Genomic DNA, 20,071 nt, shown 5'->3' with positions numbered 1-20,071 from the left:
AGCGCGTGGCATTTGCGTGGCATTCATTCGCACTTCAAGGCACTGACTAGCAATCATGCAGCACACTTTTGACGTGCTCAGAACCTTCAGGATGCCACAAAGAACAAGGCACTCAAGGTACCTAGCGGTGCCTTTGAGTGCCTTGTGATTTGCTACTGAATTGGTGGGACGGCGACAATCGATTGATGTCACTAACCCATTGTATCTACTCGATTCGCCACAGACACCTCAGCCTTCATGCCCCCAATAATGCCCCCACACAAATCACATGGGCAGAGCAAGTTCAGTTCAGATGGGTAGCCACACCCAACATCCATGCACGCATCAATTAGAACAAGCGATGCGAATCTGGCACTTTTGCCTTGGTTGGGCGGCCTGCTTTGCCGCGTACCACGCGGCGGCCCAGCATCAAACCTATCTGCTCCCCAAACCGCGCATCACCCAATGCATAGTTGCCGCTGGTGGCTTGGCGAATCTCATCGACCAAGCCCGGGTCTAGTTCGTGCCGAAACAGCTCGCGATAAGCAGTTTGGCGGGCTGACGCGTCATGGCCTAGGGCGCTGTACACCGGGTGAGGCGTGATGAGCGGGTACTCACCACCCTGTGCGTTTGCGGAGTAACTGGACCAGCGATACTCCGCCGGGTGCGCCACCATGGCTGCCCGAATCGGGTTCAGTTCAATATATCGCTGGCAAGCCAGCAAATAAGTATCTGCCTGTACCAGGCAAGCGCGGAAACGCCCTTCCCACAAGTTACCGCTACGCCGGTAGGTACGGTTTACATACTGAACATAGCGCTGACCCAGCGCCTTCATCAAGGCTCCCGCCCCATCTACGATATACGACGACACCAACACGTGAACATGGTTGGTCATCAGTACATAGCCATGCACGTCACAGCCTGCCTTGTCCCCGTACTCCCTAAGCCAATCCAGATAAGCCAAATAGTCTTCATCCGCAAAGAAACAGGCCTGCCAGTTATTGCCGCGCTGAATCAGATAAATTGGCACACCGGGGATACAGATGCGGGCACGACCAAGCATGGGGAGCCTCCAACATGGGGTAGGCCCATCGAAGCATAGACAGAAAACGTGGTCCGTCCCCCATTACTGCTCTAGTGGCAACTCTCCTCATTTTGCACATTAGCAATGCGCGGCGCATTCAGCAGCTGACCTTCAACAAACTTCGCATATTTATCGTCTTTAGAGTATTTAAATATTAATTTCCGGTTTTCACCATATATTCCCAACTCAAAATTACCCACAGCCTGACTAAACCCCCCACCCACCCCGTCAAAACCCTGGATCCATAGTCGATCATATAGAGGGGAGTACATATAAATTCCATTCGAACCAAAAACAAATGCGCCAAAATTCCGCGGAACCTTAAAGCTTGCCATTTTCGCCAAAGTTGAAATTTCAAATAGAGTCACATAAGCAGCGTCCTTCCCATCGAGGACAACACCTACGCTCTTCCCATCAGGAGAGAGACTAACACCAACCTCATTTACCCACCCAACACTTAAGCTTTGCACGGCGCCAGAATGCAAATCAACGATATAAACATCATCAGAAATCACCAACAACTTATTAAGAGCCGAGATATATCGCCTTGCCTCATTAAAAATTTTTGGAAGTTTAATATTAAGCAATCCGCTCTTGCAAACCTTGGTTAGATTATAGCCATCCACCATCGCATAAATACAGCCCAACCCAGCACCAAAGGCACGTGAATATCTAATATTAAATTCATTCAGTAAATCACCACCTAGGGAATACATTGAAATCCTCTCCCCTTGTTTCGACGAATACAAAATAACTTCGCCATCTCCGGCTGCTGACACTGAATCGAATTGCCTACCAATCACCAGATTCTTGCCAAAACCCAAGTCGTCACCACTCCATATCTCTCCCTTTTCCGTAACCCCAACCAATTTATCGCCAACAAGGCCAAGTGACTCAGGATTCCCGTAAACCTCAGAACAAAAGCCAGAACCAACCACGCTTTCTTCCGGACGGAAGAAATAGCGATGAATCAGCAACGCAGTCGAAATCACCAGAAGCAATGTTGTGATTGTAACAAGTCTACGATACTTCATTAGCCGCCTCCGCCTTGTCGAGAGAACTCCTTCCAGTTGACCGGACGGAATGTGTTGGGTTTGCTAGAAATTTCAAACCTCCCCATTACGGGGTATATTTTTGACGCGACCGCCCCATACACTTTCCCATTACCGAACAGAGAATCGGCCAAACCTTGAGCTGCGGGAGCATAACCAGCAGCAGCAACTCCTCCGTAGCACGCAACCACATATGTCGGCAAATTCGGGTTAAAACCGGGAGATGCGATTAACTTCGCCGCCACCAAACCGGGACTAATCTGATCGCCTTCAAATATTCTTGCTCGAAGAGCGAACGTTCCATCTTGATTACCATGAGTAACGACGACGTTTGCGTCTTTCACTGCTAGATTATTTGCCCACTCTAAGAGATCGCCATTAGCCGGATCCAGCGGATCCAACATGATTAATTTTGCACCATCCGCAAACATTTGCTCTTGTGCAGCCTTATTCGAATTGTATTGCGACAGACGATTACCATTGTGGTCCAGAGCCTCGTTCAATGCCGCTGCAAAAGCAGCAGAAATTGCACCATTCGCAAACTTTCCTCCTGCAAGTTCAGCTGCAGCACCACCAATTAAGGCTCTCATAAAGATCGCTGACGACTTGCCAACACTGGAATTAGACGGATCAAGACCCAACGCACCTCCCGCAGCGGTAGCAAATGCAGTACTTAGAAAACCGGACTCAAAGTCCCCGCCAGCAGCCACCGACATAGCACCGCCAACCATGCCGTGTGCTAGGGTTTTAACAACTCCACCAGAAAAGCCCTTCAGACCAGCAGTTGCGTCGCCAATACGTGCAAACGCGGCCCCGCTAAGTGCTCCCACAAATGCACCCTTCAACGTTCCACTTTGAATACCGCCTGCGATAAATCCGGCAGTAGCACCTTGTACGATCGCATAACCACCTATTACTTCTCCCCAAACAGCCTTGGCGATAGTTGGTGCATAAACTGTCACTACAATCGCAGCAACTATTTTTATCACTTTACTCAGCTTGAACTTTTGTCCGCTCGGGTCCGTCAAGCGTAACGGGTCATTCAGCACATACGAGTAACGGTTCGCGTTCTGATAGTCCAGCAGATCTTGAATAAACGGATCAGCGCTAATAAACCGTCCCAGCACCGGGTCATAAATCCGCCCGTTCATGTTCACGAGTCCTAAATCGGTCAGCTCTTCATGGCCCGTAAAGCCACGACGCTCACCTGAGGCACCTTCCATCAACAGGCGCTTGCCCCACGGGTCATAACGGAAGCGAACAACAATCTGTGCTTGCTCATTGGTGATAGCCACCACTGAACCCAGTACATCGTGATGCATGTACTCAATGGTGGCTGTGCCGGCCTTGGTCTCAATCGCGGCAATCGCCTTGCCAGTAACTGACACGTATACCTTCTCGGTCGCGATGCCATCTTTGACGACGCGCTGGTAGCCATGGCCTAGGTCGAGACGCGGATTGATCGTGTAGGTTGTGGTGTTGCCATCTACTTCCTTCACGCGCAGGTGGTCTTCGTCGTAGAGGAAGTTCACCGTACGGCCATTACCCGTAATCTGCTTGGGCTGGTTGAAGCTGAACCAGGTAAACGTGCGCCCTGCCCCGCTTTGCATATTGCCGTTGGCGTCGTAGGTAAAGGTCGGGTTGGCTACACCATTGAGCGTGCCGGTAACGCCGCTTACCGCATGCGGCTTGCCGGCCAGGTTATAGGCGTAGGTACCCACACCGGTCTTGGTCTGGATATTGCCGTTACTAAAGTACGTCACTTCCTGCGTCTGATTATCCCAAGTCGCTTTACGCAAGCGGTTGAGTTCATCGTGTTCATACGTGGTTAGACCATAGCCGAGCGGGTCCAGCTTGGTTTCCAGGCGACCAATCGAGTCGTACTCATAGGTCTGATCGACAATACTGCCATTCGGACCAGCCTTGAGGCTGTGTAGTCGATCATCCTTCAGATCGTTGTAGACGCTGTTGGTGACCAAACCGTTGCCATAAGCCTCGGCACGGTGGCGGCCCTTGGCATCGACATCGGTGACTTCCCACACCTTCTGGCTGCCGGTGCGACCCGGCATGGAGGTCCACACCGACGACAGGTAGCCGTAATCGTTGAACACATGGCGCAAACGCACACCGTTCGGATAGGTCACCGCCTTGGTACGGCCTGCCGCGTCGTACTCGGTCTGGATGGTGTAATCCTGATCGATGTGCGGCGTGACGGTTTTTGGGCGTCCCTTGTTGTCGTAACTGATCTTGCGACCAAAGTCGTTGTCGTTGGCGACCTCACAGAGCTTGCCGACACCCATGGTGCAGTTGTCGTACGTCCAGTCGGTCTTGAGATCCACCTCCTCACGGCGCGTCAGACGGCCCAACAGGTCGTAGTACATCTTCACGGCCTGTTGCTTGGCGTCGGTCTGCTTTTTCAGCTGACCTAGTGCGTCGTACTCGTAGGTCCAGGTGCCGCTATCCGGGCTGATCTGTTCGATCTTGCGGCCCATCTGGTCGTACTTGGTCTCCAGCACGGTGTTATCGGGATGCTCCACCTTGCGCAGGTTGCCCAAGGCGTCGTAGCGATAGCGTGATTCCTGGCCCAGTGCATCGGTCACTGTCTTGGTTTTGCCATTGCGCAGCTTGGTTTCGCTGCGGGTATGGCCTTCTGCGTTAGTGACCGTGGTCGTGAGGCCGTCGTAGTCGAGCGTATCCACGACTTCGGCACCATTACCCATGCGTTTCTGCCGCTTCACACGGCCTAGTGCGTCGTACTCGATCTTGTCGTAGACCTTGGTGTGGCCTTCAAAGAACGGACGGGTGGACTGCTTGACCATGCCCAGCGTGTTGTACTCGGTCTCCACATACACCTTGGCACCGTTGAAGCCGATGCCACGACGTTGTACTTCGCGATTCAGGCTGTCGAAGAACACATAGCTCGCGGTACCACCTGTGGTGGCCGATGCCGCAAAGTGATGCGCACCGGATGGGCACGCGACCACGGAGGGCGCGCCGGCACACAGGCCATAGCGCGTCACGGTGGCTGTGCCATCCGCACGGTCTTCACGCAGCGTGCGACCAAAGCCGTCGTAGGTCCAGGTGGTGGTGAGGCCATTGGGACCCAGCAGGCTTTCCGGCTGGCCGAGAACCGTGAACGTCCGGGTTTCGGATTGATTCAGCGCGTTGGTGACCTTTTCCGGGTAACGGCCAGTCGCATCGTATTTAGTGGTGGTCGCTCGCGTCTCAAACCAATACGGACTGGCACTGGTCAGAGAGGCGTGCGGCTTGACCGTCGCCTTTACCTTGTTACCGAAGCGGTCGTACTCGTACTCGGTGATCGTGGTGTACCGCGACTGATCGGGCTCGACAATTTCCTGCTTGAGCAAGCCGCTCGGATAGTAAGTGAACGCCGAGGTCCGGGTCTGGGTATCCGTCTTGCTATCTTCGAGCATCGAATGCGTCACACTGGCACGCATCAGGCGGCCGAGACGCCACTCACCCTTACCATTGTTGTTGTAGTCCTCGTAGATATTGGTTGTTTCGGTCGTGTAGCGCTCATCCGCGTTCGGCGACTCCGTCGTCACTGTCAGCTTGGTCGGGTTGCCACAGTTCTTGATGGCGTTACAGGCCGCACTGCCCGATGCCACCGCACCGTAAACCGTGGTGGTCGTGGTCGTGCTCAGCAATTCACCTGTATCCGGATCGAAGGATTTGACGACATTCGTATCCGGATAAGGCATCACCGTGGTGTACGACGGATAGGCCGCCGAGGCCTTGCCCGCCAGCGTGGCATAGCTGAAGGATTCTTCCTTCACGGGAATGCCACCACCATTGCGGGTTTGACGCCTGCTGACCATGCCGACGTAAGGCCAGTTGCTGCCCGTTACATCTTGCAGGTTTTCGGTACGGATCGTGACGCCTGAGCGCTCGTCCTTCACCTCCATAGCGGCGAAGCCCAGCATGCCGTGCTTGGTGTCGCTACGCATGGCCTCGTACTTATAGGTGGATGCAGCCTTGCCACCCAAGCCGTCGCTGGCTTCTACCTTGGCAACCACTTGCAGCGGACCTTGCATTTCGCGGGTTGTGCCGGTTGAGCCCACGCCCTTGGTATACACGGAAGCATCGGTCAGGGGCTTGTAGGTGAGCTCGGTTTGAGCGCCATCACCATTGGTAATGCCGACGAGCGTGTCCTGCAAACCGGACTTGCCAAAGGAGATGTATGCGGTGCCACTATTGCCCTCGTAAACCTGCATAGTCATTACATCGAGCTTGCCATCTCCATTGAAATCTCCAAACACATTCTGGGCGGGATCATCCTTGTTCGATTGGCCACTAACGCTGTAGTAACAGTCCTTGGGACTACCATCTACCGAGGCACAGATCATCCATTTGTTGTTGTCCTGAGGTGAGAGCAAATCTGCGAGGCCGTCACCGTTCACGTCGGCGACAAGGACCTTATGGGGCTCCGCATCAATTGACCACATTGCTTGCTTGGGGCAATCAAACCCCAAGGCGTAAGTACCGAGCACTGGGGCTTTTTGTCCAGAGGCGAGGCAAAAACCCCATTGATTGTTACCAACGCGCACAGCGATATCCGGTTTGCCATCCCCGTTGTAATCACCGATCACGCGCTTACCCAACTCAATATTCGGAGTCGTAGCTGACTGGCAGAGGAAATCACGGTCGCGAGCAAAGCACAGGTAATGAGCTCCGTTCGAACCGATCATGAGATCGGATTTGCCATCGCTGTCGAAGTCGGCAATCAGCACCTGCTCAGCGTCTTGTGTGCTCAAGTTCGAGGGGGAGCCCAGCGCGGACCAATACTGCTGCTCTTCAAAGTCGATGCCTGACGAGAGATGGACGAGCCAGTTCTGGCCAGATTGCCAACGAATCAGGTCTGTTTTCCCATCACCGTTAAAGTCGCCGGTTTTGATCTTTGCGTGAATATTGGATGTCGTGCCGGGATTCGGGCCTCTCCAATAATTTTGTGTCTCGACTGAAGGCTCCTCCCAAATCAGGCAGCCTTCAAAATCTCCTTCAATACCCGAATGCTTACAGCGTGTGACCTCATGCTGGAATGCACACTGATATCCACCCTCTTTATTCAGGCAGACACTCCACATGCCGAAGTAGCCTGGAATGATTTCTGAGGAGGCAAAGTCGGCAATGTAACTGGCGAAGTCGACGCGGCCGTCTCCGTCATAGTCACCTTCGAATATCCGGTCAATCTCCCGACCGGGGTCATTTGCGGTCTGCATCAAGGGAACCCGTGATGCAGGTTCGTCACAGTTGAACGCCCCATAGACTTCACCGGCACGGCTAAAGCAGACTTTGAGCGCACCACCGGCATCGGCATCGCGGTATACCAGATCAGTACGACCGTCTCCATCGACATCTACGGCGCGCATGTCCTTGCCGTTCTTGATAGGGCCAGGCCACCACTCAGTGGATTCAAAGCCTGGAACCCGAGAGGCTGCCTTTTCCCAACTGAAAGTCGTTATAGGTAAGCAGCTACGATTACTGCCGTTAACTGCGCATTGCTCCACAGAAGAGAGCAAGCTTCGGTTGGAACCGGTGGATATCTCATAGGAAAACTTGTACTCCTGAATCGCATCAGTACCACTTAATACCGAAATCTTATCCAGCAACTTGGTCGTACGAACGGGCGCACCCCAAACATAAGTTGTAAATGGGTCGGTGCGGTCCTTATAGGCCAACAAGACAGATTGGCGACCATTCGAATAGTCCATCCGCTCTAGCTGATATTCGCCATGGACCGTATCGCGACCATAGGCGAAGTCGATTCGATTACCCATCACGTCAGTAACGCGACTCTGGGCCCAAACCATGACTTCACCTTGGTTACCGTCGGCCCAGCCCGTCGTCGAGCCGAGGCTTGGGAGAGAGTACGTGGCTTGACTGGTAACTGTGCTGGGTTGGTCTGATCCTTCACCGCCAATCACCATCGGTTCCACACGAGGAAACTCCGATGCAGGAACGTAATTGCCAGGCACATAGGTTTCCCAACCTGAGCCGTTTGCTGCTGCCGCTGACGGTAGCGGAATACGGGAATCATTAGTGATACCGTAATCGACGATCAAGCCTGACTTGGTCCAAACTCTAAAGGCTGTTGGCCCCCACCCAGTTTGACCAATAGACACAATGCGGCTAAAGCTTTCAGTTGCTGTGCGGTATTCCGTGCCATCGCCACCATCTATACCGTTCACTGCGATCAGGCGTTGACCATCGAGGCAATACCGATCATTTGCATTGAACTCAACAGCGCCCTTAACACCGTCATACATCTCGGTACGAGGGCAGCGCGTGATGCCAGAAGTCCCACTTAAAGACCACCCGATCCCAAGACTGCCATAACCCCCTTGGCTATCGTAATTGATAGCGAGTTCAGGCTGCATACCACCCGAGCCCTTAGGTACCGCAATCGGAATTGAATATGTTGCGGCTCCTTTAGGAGAAACACTGAAAGAACCGGGTAGGGAACCACTTGGTGTTAACTCAGAAAGCGCCGGCAAAAGCGTCGCGGGATCGGCAATTGTGGGTTCGGCGGGCTCGCTTGCACCTTGGCTCGCAGCCACGTTGAAGCTCACCGAAGCCGACACCGCCAAGGTCGCACCTTGGGCGTTCAGCGCCCTCGCCTTCACCGAGTAAGCCCCTGCGGCCACATTGTTCCAGCTCGCCGTCCAGGTGTTGCCACTCTGCGTACCCGTAGCCACCACCTGATCCTGCGCGTTCAGGAACTCCACCTTCGTCACTGCAGCGGCATCTCCACCGGTTGTGGCGGTGAGCGTCAGATTAGCGGGTGCAACCAGCGTGCCGCCCGGTGCTGCCAGGCTCAAGGTGGTCGGCGTACCGCCACCTTCCACGTAGAACACATTTTCCAGCGAGGTGAGCGTCAGTTTGCCCTGGCGCACCTTGGCCGAGACGCGATGCTGCCCTGCTGCCACATTGGCTTTCAGCACCGAATAGGCATTGGCTTCACTATCCGGTGTGGCGGGAATCCAGGTGTCGTCGAGGTAGAAGCCCACTTCGTCATAGGGTGCGCTGCCACCGCTGAGCTTGAACTTCATGAACACGTTCGGCGAGGACACGTCGTCTTGCTGTGGCGTGGTCATGCCTATCCGCAGGCTGCCCGGAATCGTGCAGGTATTGTCCGCACACGGCAGGACCAAGCCGGTACCGGTGGCAGGCTTGGCTTCGACATAGATCGGTGCACCTGCGAAGGTCGTGGTGTTGCTCAGGTCGATCGAGAAACGACGACCTGTGCCCGGCATGCCGCACTTGGCATCGATTTCGCTGGCGTGCGTGTCGTTGGCTTCATTGGCCAGAACCACACTACCAATCGCGGTACCGCCCAAACTCCCCGGTGCGTTGGCATAGGCCTGCACGCTGAGGGGCTGCGCCACACCTGGCTCACAGGCCCAGCCACGCAGGATGGGTTTGCTGTCGGCATCGATACGGATGCCATTGACCACGCCTTGCAGCGGGCTGTTGGTGAGGGTAACCGTAATCGGGGTCGACTCGCGGCTCACCCCGGCGGTATTGGTGGCGCGCAGCTTGAACTGATAGTTACCTGGTGCGACTTGATACGAGTAATCCAGCATCAACCAATAGGCCGAGCCGGTCACCGTGTGGATCGGGGTATTGGGATTACCACCCGCATCCACGCGGAACAGTTCCAGTTTGGTTGCGAGGCTGGAGGTGCCGCCGCCACTGCCCGTAAAGGTGAGCGTGGTGGGTTGTCCCGCGACGGCGCGTGCGCTGATCGGGCTGACATTCAGGTTGGTACGCGGTGCGGCGTAGCTGGCAACCGTGACCACCGCACTGCCCTGCTTGGCTTGGGCGTTGTGGTTGTCGCGGGCGACCGCGTAGATCGTGTAGGCACCGGGCTTACCCCATGTCCAAGGGGCATCGAGCTTGTAGATGCCATCGACCGGGTCGCGCGTGGCCATGCCAATCGATTGGTCATGGTCCATGCGCTGCGGGTAATCCTCGGGGTCGGTGGGATCATGCGGTTCGATCAGGCGCAGTTCCACGCTGGCGATGCTGCCATCGGGGTCGCTGGCACTCGCTTCGAAGTGCATGGTGTACGGCAAGCTGCTGAGGAAGCCACCTTGGGGCTTGAGCAGCTGTACCGTAGGTAGCTGGTTGAGATGGATCGTGTTCGTGCTACTGGTGGCGGTGCCGCCACGCGTCGTCGTGACTTTGGCGCTCAGTGTGTGCGTGCCCGGCGTGGGGGCTGCCCAGACAAAGTCATAGGGTGAGGCGGTGACCGTACCCACCACAGCACCGTCTACCAAGAACTCGACCTGCTGAATCGTGTCGCCCTTGCCGTCCGGGGTGGCACGGAGCGTGATGCCGCCGCTGGATACGGAATAGACAGCGCCGTTAGTCGGTGCGGTCAAGGTGATGCCGGGCTGCGGGAACACGGTCAGGCTGACGGGTGCCGAGACACGGTTGCCGCCCAACTGGGTGGTGACCTTGGCGGTGATGCTGCGCGTACTGGCGGCACTGCCATAACTGGGGACCGTCCAGTTGACGGTATAGGGCGCAGTAGTGGCAGTACCAATCAAGGTGGCGCCATCAAAATACTCTACCTTGCTGATCGCATCTCCCCCGGTAATGTTGGCACTGAGGGTTTGCTGGTTACCCGCCAGAATTGCGGTGCCGTTGGTTGGGGAGGTCAGCGTGATGTTCGGGTAGGGGTAAACCGTCACCACGACCGGTGCCGATGTCACCGCCGCGCCTGCTGCAGTTTGCACCTTGGCGGTGAGTGAAATCGTGCCGTTGGTATCTGGCTTCCAGGTACGTGAATGGGGTGACGTAGTCGTGCCATAACCCAGGAAGTTGCCGTTCGCGTAGTACGAGACGTATTGAATCGTGTCGCCAAACGCATCGATTTGCGCGCCAAGTTGCACATCGCTCAGGATCAACAAGCCCGTACCTGCGGTCGGGCTGGTGAGCGAGATTGTCGGCAAGGCACGGACCTGAATCGTCACTGCAGGCGTGTCGATCACGGCACCTTGAGTCGTGGTCAAACGGGCCAGAACGGTGTGACTACCGACGGCGGCATTGGTCCAGCTGTAGCTGTACGGCGATGCGGTTACGGAAGACGCAACTACCCCGTCGATCACGTATTCCACTTTCTGGATCGTGCTGCCATTGGCTGCCACGTTCACTGTCATGGGGATAGCTGCACCCACGACATAGGCCGCGTTATTCGCAGGCGCTGTCAGGGCAATCGTTGGCCGAGGATAGGCCGTAACGTTGGCCACGGCAGACGACGTTGCGACGCCGAACTGATTGGTCACCTTGGCATAGATACTGCGGGTGACCGAGGTCGTACCCGTTTCGTTCGGTGTCCAGCTGGCACTGTAAGGTGCCGCAGTCTGAGTGCTGACCACCGCCCCCTGAACCACGTACTCCACCTTGGATATGGACGCACCTTTCCCGTCCAGACTGACAGTCAAAGGAACACTGTTACCGGATACAACCGAAGCTCCATTTACTGGCGAGATCAGCGTAATGGCAGGCGCGGCGTAAGCGGTCACTGTCACCGGTGCCGATGTACTGGTCTGTCCAGCACTGGTCCGAACACGTGCAGTAACGGTATAGCTACCGGCAGCGCTGGGGTAATAGCTGGAGGCGTAGGCGGGCGCAATCGTGCTGCCGTTACCAATGCTGGTGCCGTTGACAAAATATTCGACGCTGTGAAGGTTGTCGCCCTTCAAATCTGCTGATACCGACAAATCGAGTCTTGCACCTACAGCCAATTCGGCACCATTTGCCGGCGCAGCCACTGCAATCGTCGGTGCTGAAAAAGCCCTGACCGAGACTGCGGCCGATTGCACCACCGCCCCAATCGACGTCGTCACCTTTGCCGTAATCGAGTGCGTACCAACTGGCACGTTGGCCCAGTTAAGGCTATAGGGCGAGACGGTAACCACGCCCAGACTGGTGGTGCCGTTGAAGTACTCCACCTGCTGGATGGTGTTGCCATTGGCATTGAGGGTCACGCTCAGCGGTACAGTCGTATCTGCAGCAACACGGCTGGCAGCAGACACACTGATCGTGGGCGGATTATTAACCTGAACAGTGATGGACTTATCGGTGTAGGCGCCCTGCTGGTCGTAGACGCGAGCCTTCAGCGTATAGCTTCCCGCACTTAAGCCAGTCCAAGTGTGGTCATAAGGCGCGGCCGTGTCGCTCTTAAGTAATGTGGGACCGTTGTAGAACTCAACCCGAGTGATGCCCCCCTCCACATCGCTGGCAGTCACCAGATACATCGGGCTGGCAGGGGCAATAAAGTGAGCGCCCTCGGCGGGTGAACTAAAGCTCACGCTGGGCGGCACATTGGCGCTGATCGTAGCGCTGACCACACTGCTGGTGGTGCTGGCACCCTGATTGTCATAGGCCTTGGCGGTGTAGCTGTAGGTACCCGGCGGCAAACCCGTGTCGCTAAAGCTATACGGACTGGCGGTGTCGGTGTTGATCAGCGCCCCATTCCGGAAAAACTCGACCTTGCTGATGCTGCCACCGGTATCACTGGCCGTTGCCGCCAGCGCAATGGCCGACGCATAGAGGTGGCTGGAACCATGGGTGGGCGAAGTCAGGCTGACAGTCGGCAGTGTGTTGATAGTCACTACCACCGCACTACTGATTGTTGTCGCGCCATCATTGTCGTAGGCCTTGGCTGTGTAGCTATAAGCTCCAACAGCCAAGCCCTCATCAACATGCCCCCAAGGGCTGGCCGTTTTCGTCGCAACCAGCGTACCGGATCGGTAATACTCGACTTTAACGATTGAACCATCATCCGACAGTGAGGGAGTCAGCGTGGCGCTACCCGGTGGCGTACAGGACCCACAGCTCGCACTCAAGCTGACCGAAGGTGGCAACGCCAATACGTTCACTGCCACCGAGGGGGTTTCTACAGCCGCGCCTAAGGTTGAGGTCAGGCGGGCTTTAATGTTGTGGCTACCTACTGCCACACCCGTCAAGGTGGCGCTATAGGGTGCGCTGGTCTGCGTGCTCACTACCGCACCATCCACCAAGTACTCCACCTTCTGGATCGTGTTGCCATTGGCGGCGACGTTCACCGTCATCGGGATCGGGGCACCCACCACGTAGGCTGCGTTGTTCGCCGGAGCGGTCAGGGCGACTGTCGGGCTCGGATAGGTAGTGACGTACGCGACGGGCGAGGTGGCGACTGCGCCCAGCGTGGTTGTGACTTTGGCGTAGACATTGCGGGTGACCGAGGTCGTACCGGTTTCGTTCGGCGTCCAGCTTGCCGTGTAGGGTGCAGCAGTCTGCGTGCTGACCACCACACCTTGTACAACGTATTCCACCTTACTAATGGTGGCGCCTTGCGAGTCAACACTCGCTGTCAGTGCGACGGGGACACCCGAAGTTGCGCTGGAACCATTCAACGGTGAAGTCAGGCTGATGGTTGGCGCACCGAATGCAGTTACCGTGACCGGTGCAGACTCTGCCGACAGGCCAAGAGCGGTTGTTACCCTAGCTTTGAGTACGTGAGTGCCCGAAGTTCTCAAGGCATAGTTCAAGGCATAGGTTGGGGGTACCCAGCTTCCGTTGCCAACGTTTACACCATCAACAAAGTAAGTAACCGCTTGAAGCGTATCGCCCTTGAGATCCACATTAGCGGTGAACTGGATGTTCCCATCAATTGGGTAAGTCGTATTGTTACCTGGGGTTACCAAGGTGATCGTCGGCGGGCTATAGACGCGTACATTGGCTACCGACGACGTAACGACCGTGCCACGCGTCGTGGTGAGCTTGGCCGTCACCGAGTGAACACCGCCTGCTGCACCGTTCCAGGTAAGCGAATAGGGATAAGTGGTCGAAACACCTAGGCTGGTCGCGCCAGAGAAATACTCAACTTGGGCGATCTCTTGGCCATTCGCATTGATGGTCGCGCCCAGTGTGATCGGGTTGCCCTCAATGGGCTTTACCGGTGTACCCGTCACACTGATGGTCGGCGCACGCAGTACTTGGACATCAATCGGCAAGCTGCTCACCACCGCATTGGCCGTCGTGGTCACCTTGGCGGAGACGGGGTAATTACCCATCCCGTTTGACGGGATCAGCCAGTTATACGTGAAAGGTGCCGTCGTTACTGTGCCGAGATACGAACTGGCCGCGTAGAAATCGACCTGCTTGATGCTGTTGCCTTTGGGATCGACCGTTGCAACAAGCGGCATCGTTTCGCCGGTGACGTACAGCGCGTTTTGCGTTGGGCTAGTAAGCCGTATCGTCGCAATGCCATTCACGGTTAAGTCCGTAGGACTGCTGGTGTATTCGGCGTAATAGTAATCCGTAGCCTTAGCGGTAAAACGATGAGGACCGGAGACTAAGCTACTGATCGGCAAAGAAAATTGATACGGGACACTAGATTGTGAGCCAGAGGTCGGGCTCGTCATTGTGCCGATCAGCCGGCCATTGTCGTAGAACTCCACCATCTGGGCTGCTGTGCCATTCGGTTTAATATCTAGCGTCAACGTTGCACTAGCAGGATCCACACAGCCACTGCTGCATTGCACGGTCAGGCTATTGAAGGCAATCGGCACAAGCGTGCCGCCTTGCAGGTAATAAATGGCACTAGTAACGCTAGCTCCGGCCTTGTCATAGGCCTTGGCAGTAAGGCTGTTCCAACCAGATACAACCGTGTGGGAGGCCGTGAAGGGGGCCTCTACATCCGTCTTAATCAAGGTCGCGCCTGCGTAAAACTCAACCTTGGTAATACCGTCCATCCAATCCTCATCCCACGCCGTGGCGGTCAACGTGACCGATTTACCGACAACCACTGATGCATTGTTTGTATATGGGCCGCTGAGTGAAACAAGCGGTGGCTTGTTAGCCGCAACCTTGACGGTGATCGCATTACTAAGCTTGCTTGCGCCCTGGTCATCGTAAGCACGGGCAGTCACGCTGTAGTTGGCGGGCTCTGGCGTTACCCACGAGTACGTGAACGGTGCAGCAGTCACGGACGCGAGGAAGTAATTGTCTTGGCCGTTGTGGACGTAGTAATCCACCCGCTTCACGACACCATCGGTGTCTGCCACCGTGGGGGTTAGAACAATCGTGTCGGTTTGTGCGGTGTTCGTCTTGGAGGCCGCCAACGAGATGGTGGGCGCCACATTGGTCGGATCGGTAACAACAATCGTGTAGGCGGTCGAATCACCATACAGATTGTTCAGTTCATAAGTACGCGCAAACAGCACATGCGTGCCAGGCGACAGGTCCGCTGTGATCGCGCCTTGATGCTGAACATTGTAGGGAGGTCCATGCTGCTGATACGTCACCGGCAAGTCGACCGACTTGAGCATGGTGGTGCCTTCCCACAGCTCAATGCGTTTGACCGCATTGGTGGTGGATGACACAAAGTAGTTGATGCCCGCAGTGAGTTTTCCGCCAGGCGTCGCAACGGTCCCACCCGTTGTCGTCGCACTGGTCGAGTGGTACTGGATCGGCCCCGATACATAGGCCAGCACAGACAGGCTCTGCACAGCCAGAACCAACGACACCAACCCACGGGCAAACAATGAACGCATGACGCCTCCACGCACTAACCGTGCGTGGCTCCCTCAGATGAGATTTTGTTGGGAGTAGCCTCGAACGGACTACCCCACTTTTAAGCAGCGGCGGAATATATCAGCGCCGAGCAAATCCGGCCTCACCCATTTGGGCTAAAAGCCGGAATTTATTTTCATATGCTTAGGTGAATCAGCGGGTCTTCAGGGTGCTCCTGACTTCAAACTCCACCGTCTCCAACCGCTCCCGCATCACCACCTGCTCCCGCACCAAATGCACCTGGACCAAGCCCGGTTGTGCCGCGAGCAAGGTCACGTAATCCAGCAGCGCCTTACGATCCCGCGCCTCACCCCGCAACACGATCTTGCCGTTGCGTTTATCCGGCACGAACTCCAGCAATTCCACATCCGCCTTGGCCGCCCCTTCAATCGCCCCAAACACGGTTTGCCACGCAAAGCTGCGCTCAGCCGCCAAGGCCTGCCACTGCTGCTGAGTGGCCAGACTGGCGTTACTGGGTTTGGTCACAGTGGGCTTTAACTGCTTGGCGCGATGCGCTTGGACTTGGATTTCCAGTGCGAGCACAGCTTGGTGATTGTCATAAAGGCGGGTGGCGAGCCAGATGCTCACCCCCATCAGCAGCACGATGGCGCCGATTAGGTACACCGGTACCGGACGACGGGGTCGCAGCAAGCGTTCGAGTTCTTGCATCGCTTAGCTCCACACCGTATGGGTGAGTACCGAGGCCGTTACCTCACCCAGGGTTGCCTGGATGGCCTCCGGTAGCTTGGTTTGCTCAGCCGGCTTGTGCGACCAGTACTGCACGTGGGTGATCTCCGGGGAGGTGGCAGCGAGCCGTGTCAGTAAGCGTCGGTGTGCTTGCTCTGCATTGCCGGTGACGGGTTCGGCCTCACGTTTGACCAGGCCACGTCGGTCCACCACCAAGGCGCAGAGCCGATCGGCTTGCTCCAGTAACACGACGGTCTGCTTGCTCTGTCGCACCGTACGATGGCGGTAGTAAGCCGCCGCCGATACCGGCAGCACCTCCCAGAGCTTCAGCCCCTTGGCGGTGATCAGCTCATTCAGTTGGGCCAGCCAGGTCGCAGGCAAGGCATACGCCAAACCCAAGCGATCCGGCGCCGTGAACTCGGCATGCATCAGGTAGCCGTCCAACGCGATCCCTGCCGCGTCAAACCGCGCCTGCGCATAGGTTTGCCACTCCGCGGGCTTGGTCAGATCCGGCTGCCAAGGCAGGGTGATGATGCGAGCCGTCGCATCGCCCACCAGTACTGAGACACGGCCTTTACGCAGACCGCCGTTGGCGATCTGTTCATCCAGCACCTTGGCTAGTGCCGTTAAATCCGGGACTGCGCTTTGTGCTGCGCTGGGCGATGAGGATGGCGCAGGCAGTGCAATGACCTGCTTGCCACGCGCGAGCCAGCCATGCGACTCGAACAACCCCACGGACAGGGGCTCAGGCCACAAACGTGACACGGTTCACCTCCTGCAGTGTCGTCTGGCCATTACGGACCAGCTCCAGGGCGATATCGCGCAGGAAGCGCGTGCCTTCCTTGCGAGCCTGCTCTTTCAGGGCCCGGATTGAGGCACGGTTCACGATCATTTCTCGAATCTCATCGGTGAGGCGCAGCACTTCTGCCACCGCACGCCGGCCTTTGTAGCCGGTACCTCGGCAGTGACTACACCCCTGCCCTGCCCGGAATCGATAGGTATGCGGATCGGTGATGCCCGACTCTTCCAGCAGTTCTGCATCTGGCGTGACATCCACCGTGCATTGCGGGCAGTTCTGCCGTACCAGGCGTTGCGCCACCACACCGGTCAGCGAGGACACGAAGTTGTAGGGGTCCACGCCCATGTGCATGAAGCGGCCGATCACGTCGAAGGTGTTATTGGCGTGAACCGAGGTGAACACCAAGTGGCCCGTCAGGGCCGACTGCACGGCAATCTGCGCCGTATCAGGGTCGCGGATTTCGCCGACGAGGATCTTGTCGGGATCGTGGCGGAGGATGGAGCGCAGGCCCACCGAGAAGGTGAGGCCCTTTTTTTCATTCACGGGTATCTGGAGCACACCGGGAAGCTGATACTCAACCGGATCTTCAATCGTGATGACCTTGTCTTCGCCGTTGTTGATCTCGGTCAGTGCCGCATACAGCGTGGTCGTCTTGCCGCTCCCTGTAGGACCGGTCACCAGCAACATGCCGTAAGGCTCGGAAGCCAAACGGCGCAGTAGCCGGATCGTCTCGCTATCGAACCCCAGTGAATCCAGCGTCAGTCGTTGGAGCTGATCAATGAGCGCCTGCTTGTCCAGAATCCGCAGCACCGCATCTTCGCCATGGATGCTGGGCATGATGGAGACACGGATATCGATGTCTCGCCCTTTGGACGCCACCCGGAAGCGGCCATCCTGCGGCACACGCTTCTCGGCGATATCGAGTTCTGCCAGCACCTTGATCCGCGCAATCGTCTGCTCGGCCAGCAAGGGGTTGTTAACCATGGCAATGCGGTTGAGCACGCCATCGATCCGGAACTTGATCACCAAGCCTTGTGGGACCGACTCCAGGTGGATATCGCTGGCTTCGTAGCGCAGCGCATCGAACACGGTGGAGTTGACCAGCCGCACGGCCGGGCTGGCCTCACCCTGAATCGCGGTCAGCGTCAGGTCACCCGTACCATCACGGGCCAGCTCAATGACTTCTTCCACCCCCACGGCTTCAGCGACGGCGCTGAAGCTGGCCTCATGCCGCTCCAGCTCCTGTCTGAGTGCACGCGGATCAACCAGGTAAACCTCAGCGAGCGTTTGGCCCAGCTCGGCCAACCAGGTACCCAATTCACTATCGAGTGGCTGCGCCGTCAGTGCGACCGGTTGGCCTTGGGCATCCATACCCACCAGCACCGTGTGCTGGACCATGTCGGCATAGGACGCGTGACTGAAGTCAGGTGTGATGGCCCAATCGTCAGCGCCGCTCAGTATCGGGTAGCCGGTCAGCTGGCCGGCCTGACTGAGCAGCTCAGTCCGCATTTGGCCAGTGCGCTCGACGAGGACATCAAGCCAGTCATGCACCGGGGTCGCGGCCAAGGTGGCGGCGTGTAGTTGGGGAAGCGTCAGCACAGTGTTTTGCGTCGTGTTCGGGGGCGTATTGAGCGGAGTCGTTGTTCGGTGATGAATGTCGGGTGGCAGTGAGGGGGCGTGCTGTTCACTAGATGGCGTTGGCCAGATCAAAGATCGGCGTGTACAGCATCATCACGATGCCGCCGATGATGAGCCCGATGACGACCATCAAAACGGGCTCAATCAAGCGGCCCGCGACATCAATCCAGGTCGCCACTTCCTGGTCGTAGAAATCCGCAATGCGCTCCATCATATCGTCGAGGTTGCCGGAGGACTCTCCCGCCAGCAGCAAACGCTGGGCGACCTCGGTACTCAGGCGGTGCTCGGGGAAGACCATCGACAGCGGCATGCCCTGCGATACCTGAATCGCGGCGGCTTGCAGATCACCGCGCATCGCTGGCGACAGTGAGGCCTCCGTCATGCGCATGGCAGACAGCACGCTCACCCCGCTCTTTAGCAGCATGCTCAGGGTGCGATACAGCCGCGCCAGTTGCAGAATCCATAGCCGCTCACCCACCCAAGGCATGCTGAGCAATCGCCGTGATACCCAGGCACGTGGTACGGGATGCACCAGCAAGGTAACGATGCCGGCCACGATCAGGAAGAAAGTCGACCAGGCAAACACGCCGTGTTCCCGCACAAAGGTGCCCCAGAGCTGCACGAGGCCAGCGACCTGGTTGTTGCGGGCGCTGACATCGTCGAACACCGCACTGAAGCGCGGCACCACGTAGAGCATCAGGAAAGCGACAACCATGAAACCCACGCCAATCAGAATCGCTGGGTAAATCGCCGCCGAGATCAGCTTGCCGCGAATCTCGTCGATCTGCTTCTGGTAGTGCATGAAGCGGCGGATTGCGGCGCGCACCGTGCCAGTGGTTTCACTGGCCCGTACCATCGCCACATACAGCGGCGGAAACACGGAGGGCAGATTGGCCATGGCTTCTGAGAGCTGCTTGCCCTGCTGCAGGCTGGTCAGCAAGCTCGCGTACACCGACTGATGCCGCCCTGCTCGATCGTTCCGGCCCAGAATTTCGATCGTATCCACAATCGGCTGGCCGGCCTCCAGCAGCGAATGCAGCTGCTGGTTGAACACGGTCAGGTTGAAGGGGCTGGCACGAAATCCGGTCGGCATGCCGCTGCCCACGGCATCGAGCGTGAGCACACGGCCACCCGCCGCCACGATCACATGGCGTGCCTCGTCCTCGGTGGCGGCTTCCACCTCATGCCGTGTCACCTCACCGGTATTGGCGAGGGCCTTGATCCGGAAACGGGCCATGTAATCGC

At 57.0% G+C, this 20,071-nt stretch carries 7 protein-coding genes; all 7 read right to left on the bottom strand.

Annotated elements, in window-relative coordinates; all coding sequences use genetic code 11:
* Positions 1 to 328: 328 nt before the first annotated feature.
* Positions 329 to 1,042: a transposase gene (locus O9X62_RS05920; protein ID WP_269531872.1), complete on the bottom strand. Its 714-nt coding sequence runs from the start codon at positions 1,040 to 1,042 to the stop codon at positions 329 to 331.
* A gap of 71 nt (positions 1,043 to 1,113) precedes the next feature.
* Positions 1,114 to 2,097 carry a hypothetical protein gene (locus tag O9X62_RS05915; RefSeq protein WP_269531871.1) on the bottom strand — a complete coding sequence of 328 codons (984 nt, stop codon included), beginning with the start codon at positions 2,095 to 2,097 and terminating at the stop codon, positions 1,114 to 1,116.
* Positions 2,097 to 15,683 (bottom strand): Ig-like domain-containing protein, encoded by a 13,587-nt coding sequence (locus tag O9X62_RS05910; RefSeq protein WP_269531870.1) that lies wholly within the window; start codon positions 15,681 to 15,683, stop codon positions 2,097 to 2,099. Before O9X62_RS05910 ends, O9X62_RS05915 begins: the two co-directional genes overlap by 1 nt.
* 172 nt (positions 15,684 to 15,855) lie before the next feature.
* Complete coding sequence (locus tag O9X62_RS05905) at positions 15,856 to 16,371, bottom strand: hypothetical protein (protein WP_269531869.1); 516 nt, start codon at positions 16,369 to 16,371, stop codon at positions 15,856 to 15,858.
* Positions 16,372 to 16,374: 3 nt separating this feature from the next.
* The gene (locus O9X62_RS05900; RefSeq protein WP_269531868.1) at positions 16,375 to 17,154 is read right to left on the bottom strand and encodes a hypothetical protein; all 780 of its coding nucleotides are present in this window, start codon (positions 17,152 to 17,154) and stop codon (positions 16,375 to 16,377) included.
* Positions 17,135 to 18,787, bottom strand: a complete 1,653-nt coding sequence (locus tag O9X62_RS05895) for a GspE/PulE family protein (RefSeq protein ID WP_269531867.1) — start codon at positions 18,785 to 18,787, stop codon at positions 17,135 to 17,137. The genes O9X62_RS05900 and O9X62_RS05895 overlap by 20 nt, the downstream gene beginning before the upstream one ends.
* Before the next feature lie 88 nt (positions 18,788 to 18,875).
* Positions 18,876 to 20,063 carry a type II secretion system F family protein gene (locus O9X62_RS05890; protein WP_269531866.1) on the bottom strand — a complete coding sequence of 396 codons (1,188 nt, stop codon included), beginning with the start codon at positions 20,061 to 20,063 and terminating at the stop codon, positions 18,876 to 18,878.
* Between the last annotated feature and the right edge of the window lie 8 nt (positions 20,064 to 20,071).

This window comes from Chitinimonas sp. BJYL2, from assembly GCF_027257935.1.
Taxonomy (GTDB): Bacteria; Pseudomonadota; Gammaproteobacteria; order Burkholderiales; family Chitinimonadaceae; genus Chitinimonas.
This window is presented reverse-complemented; position numbering and strand designations above follow the sequence as displayed.

Coding starts and splice junctions, on each gene's coding strand:
- O9X62_RS05905 (WP_269531869.1), bottom strand. CDS start 16,371: ATGCAAGAACTCGAACGCTTGCTGCGACCCCGTCGTCCGGTACCGGTG.
- O9X62_RS05910 (WP_269531870.1), bottom strand. CDS start 15,683: ATGCGTTCATTGTTTGCCCGTGGGTTGGTGTCGTTGGTTCTGGCTGTG.
- O9X62_RS05915 (WP_269531871.1), bottom strand. CDS start 2,097: ATGAAGTATCGTAGACTTGTTACAATCACAACATTGCTTCTGGTGATT.
- O9X62_RS05920 (WP_269531872.1), bottom strand. CDS start 1,042: ATGCTTGGTCGTGCCCGCATCTGTATCCCCGGTGTGCCAATTTATCTG.
- O9X62_RS05890 (WP_269531866.1), bottom strand. CDS start 20,063: ATGGCCCGTTTCCGGATCAAGGCCCTCGCCAATACCGGTGAGGTGACA.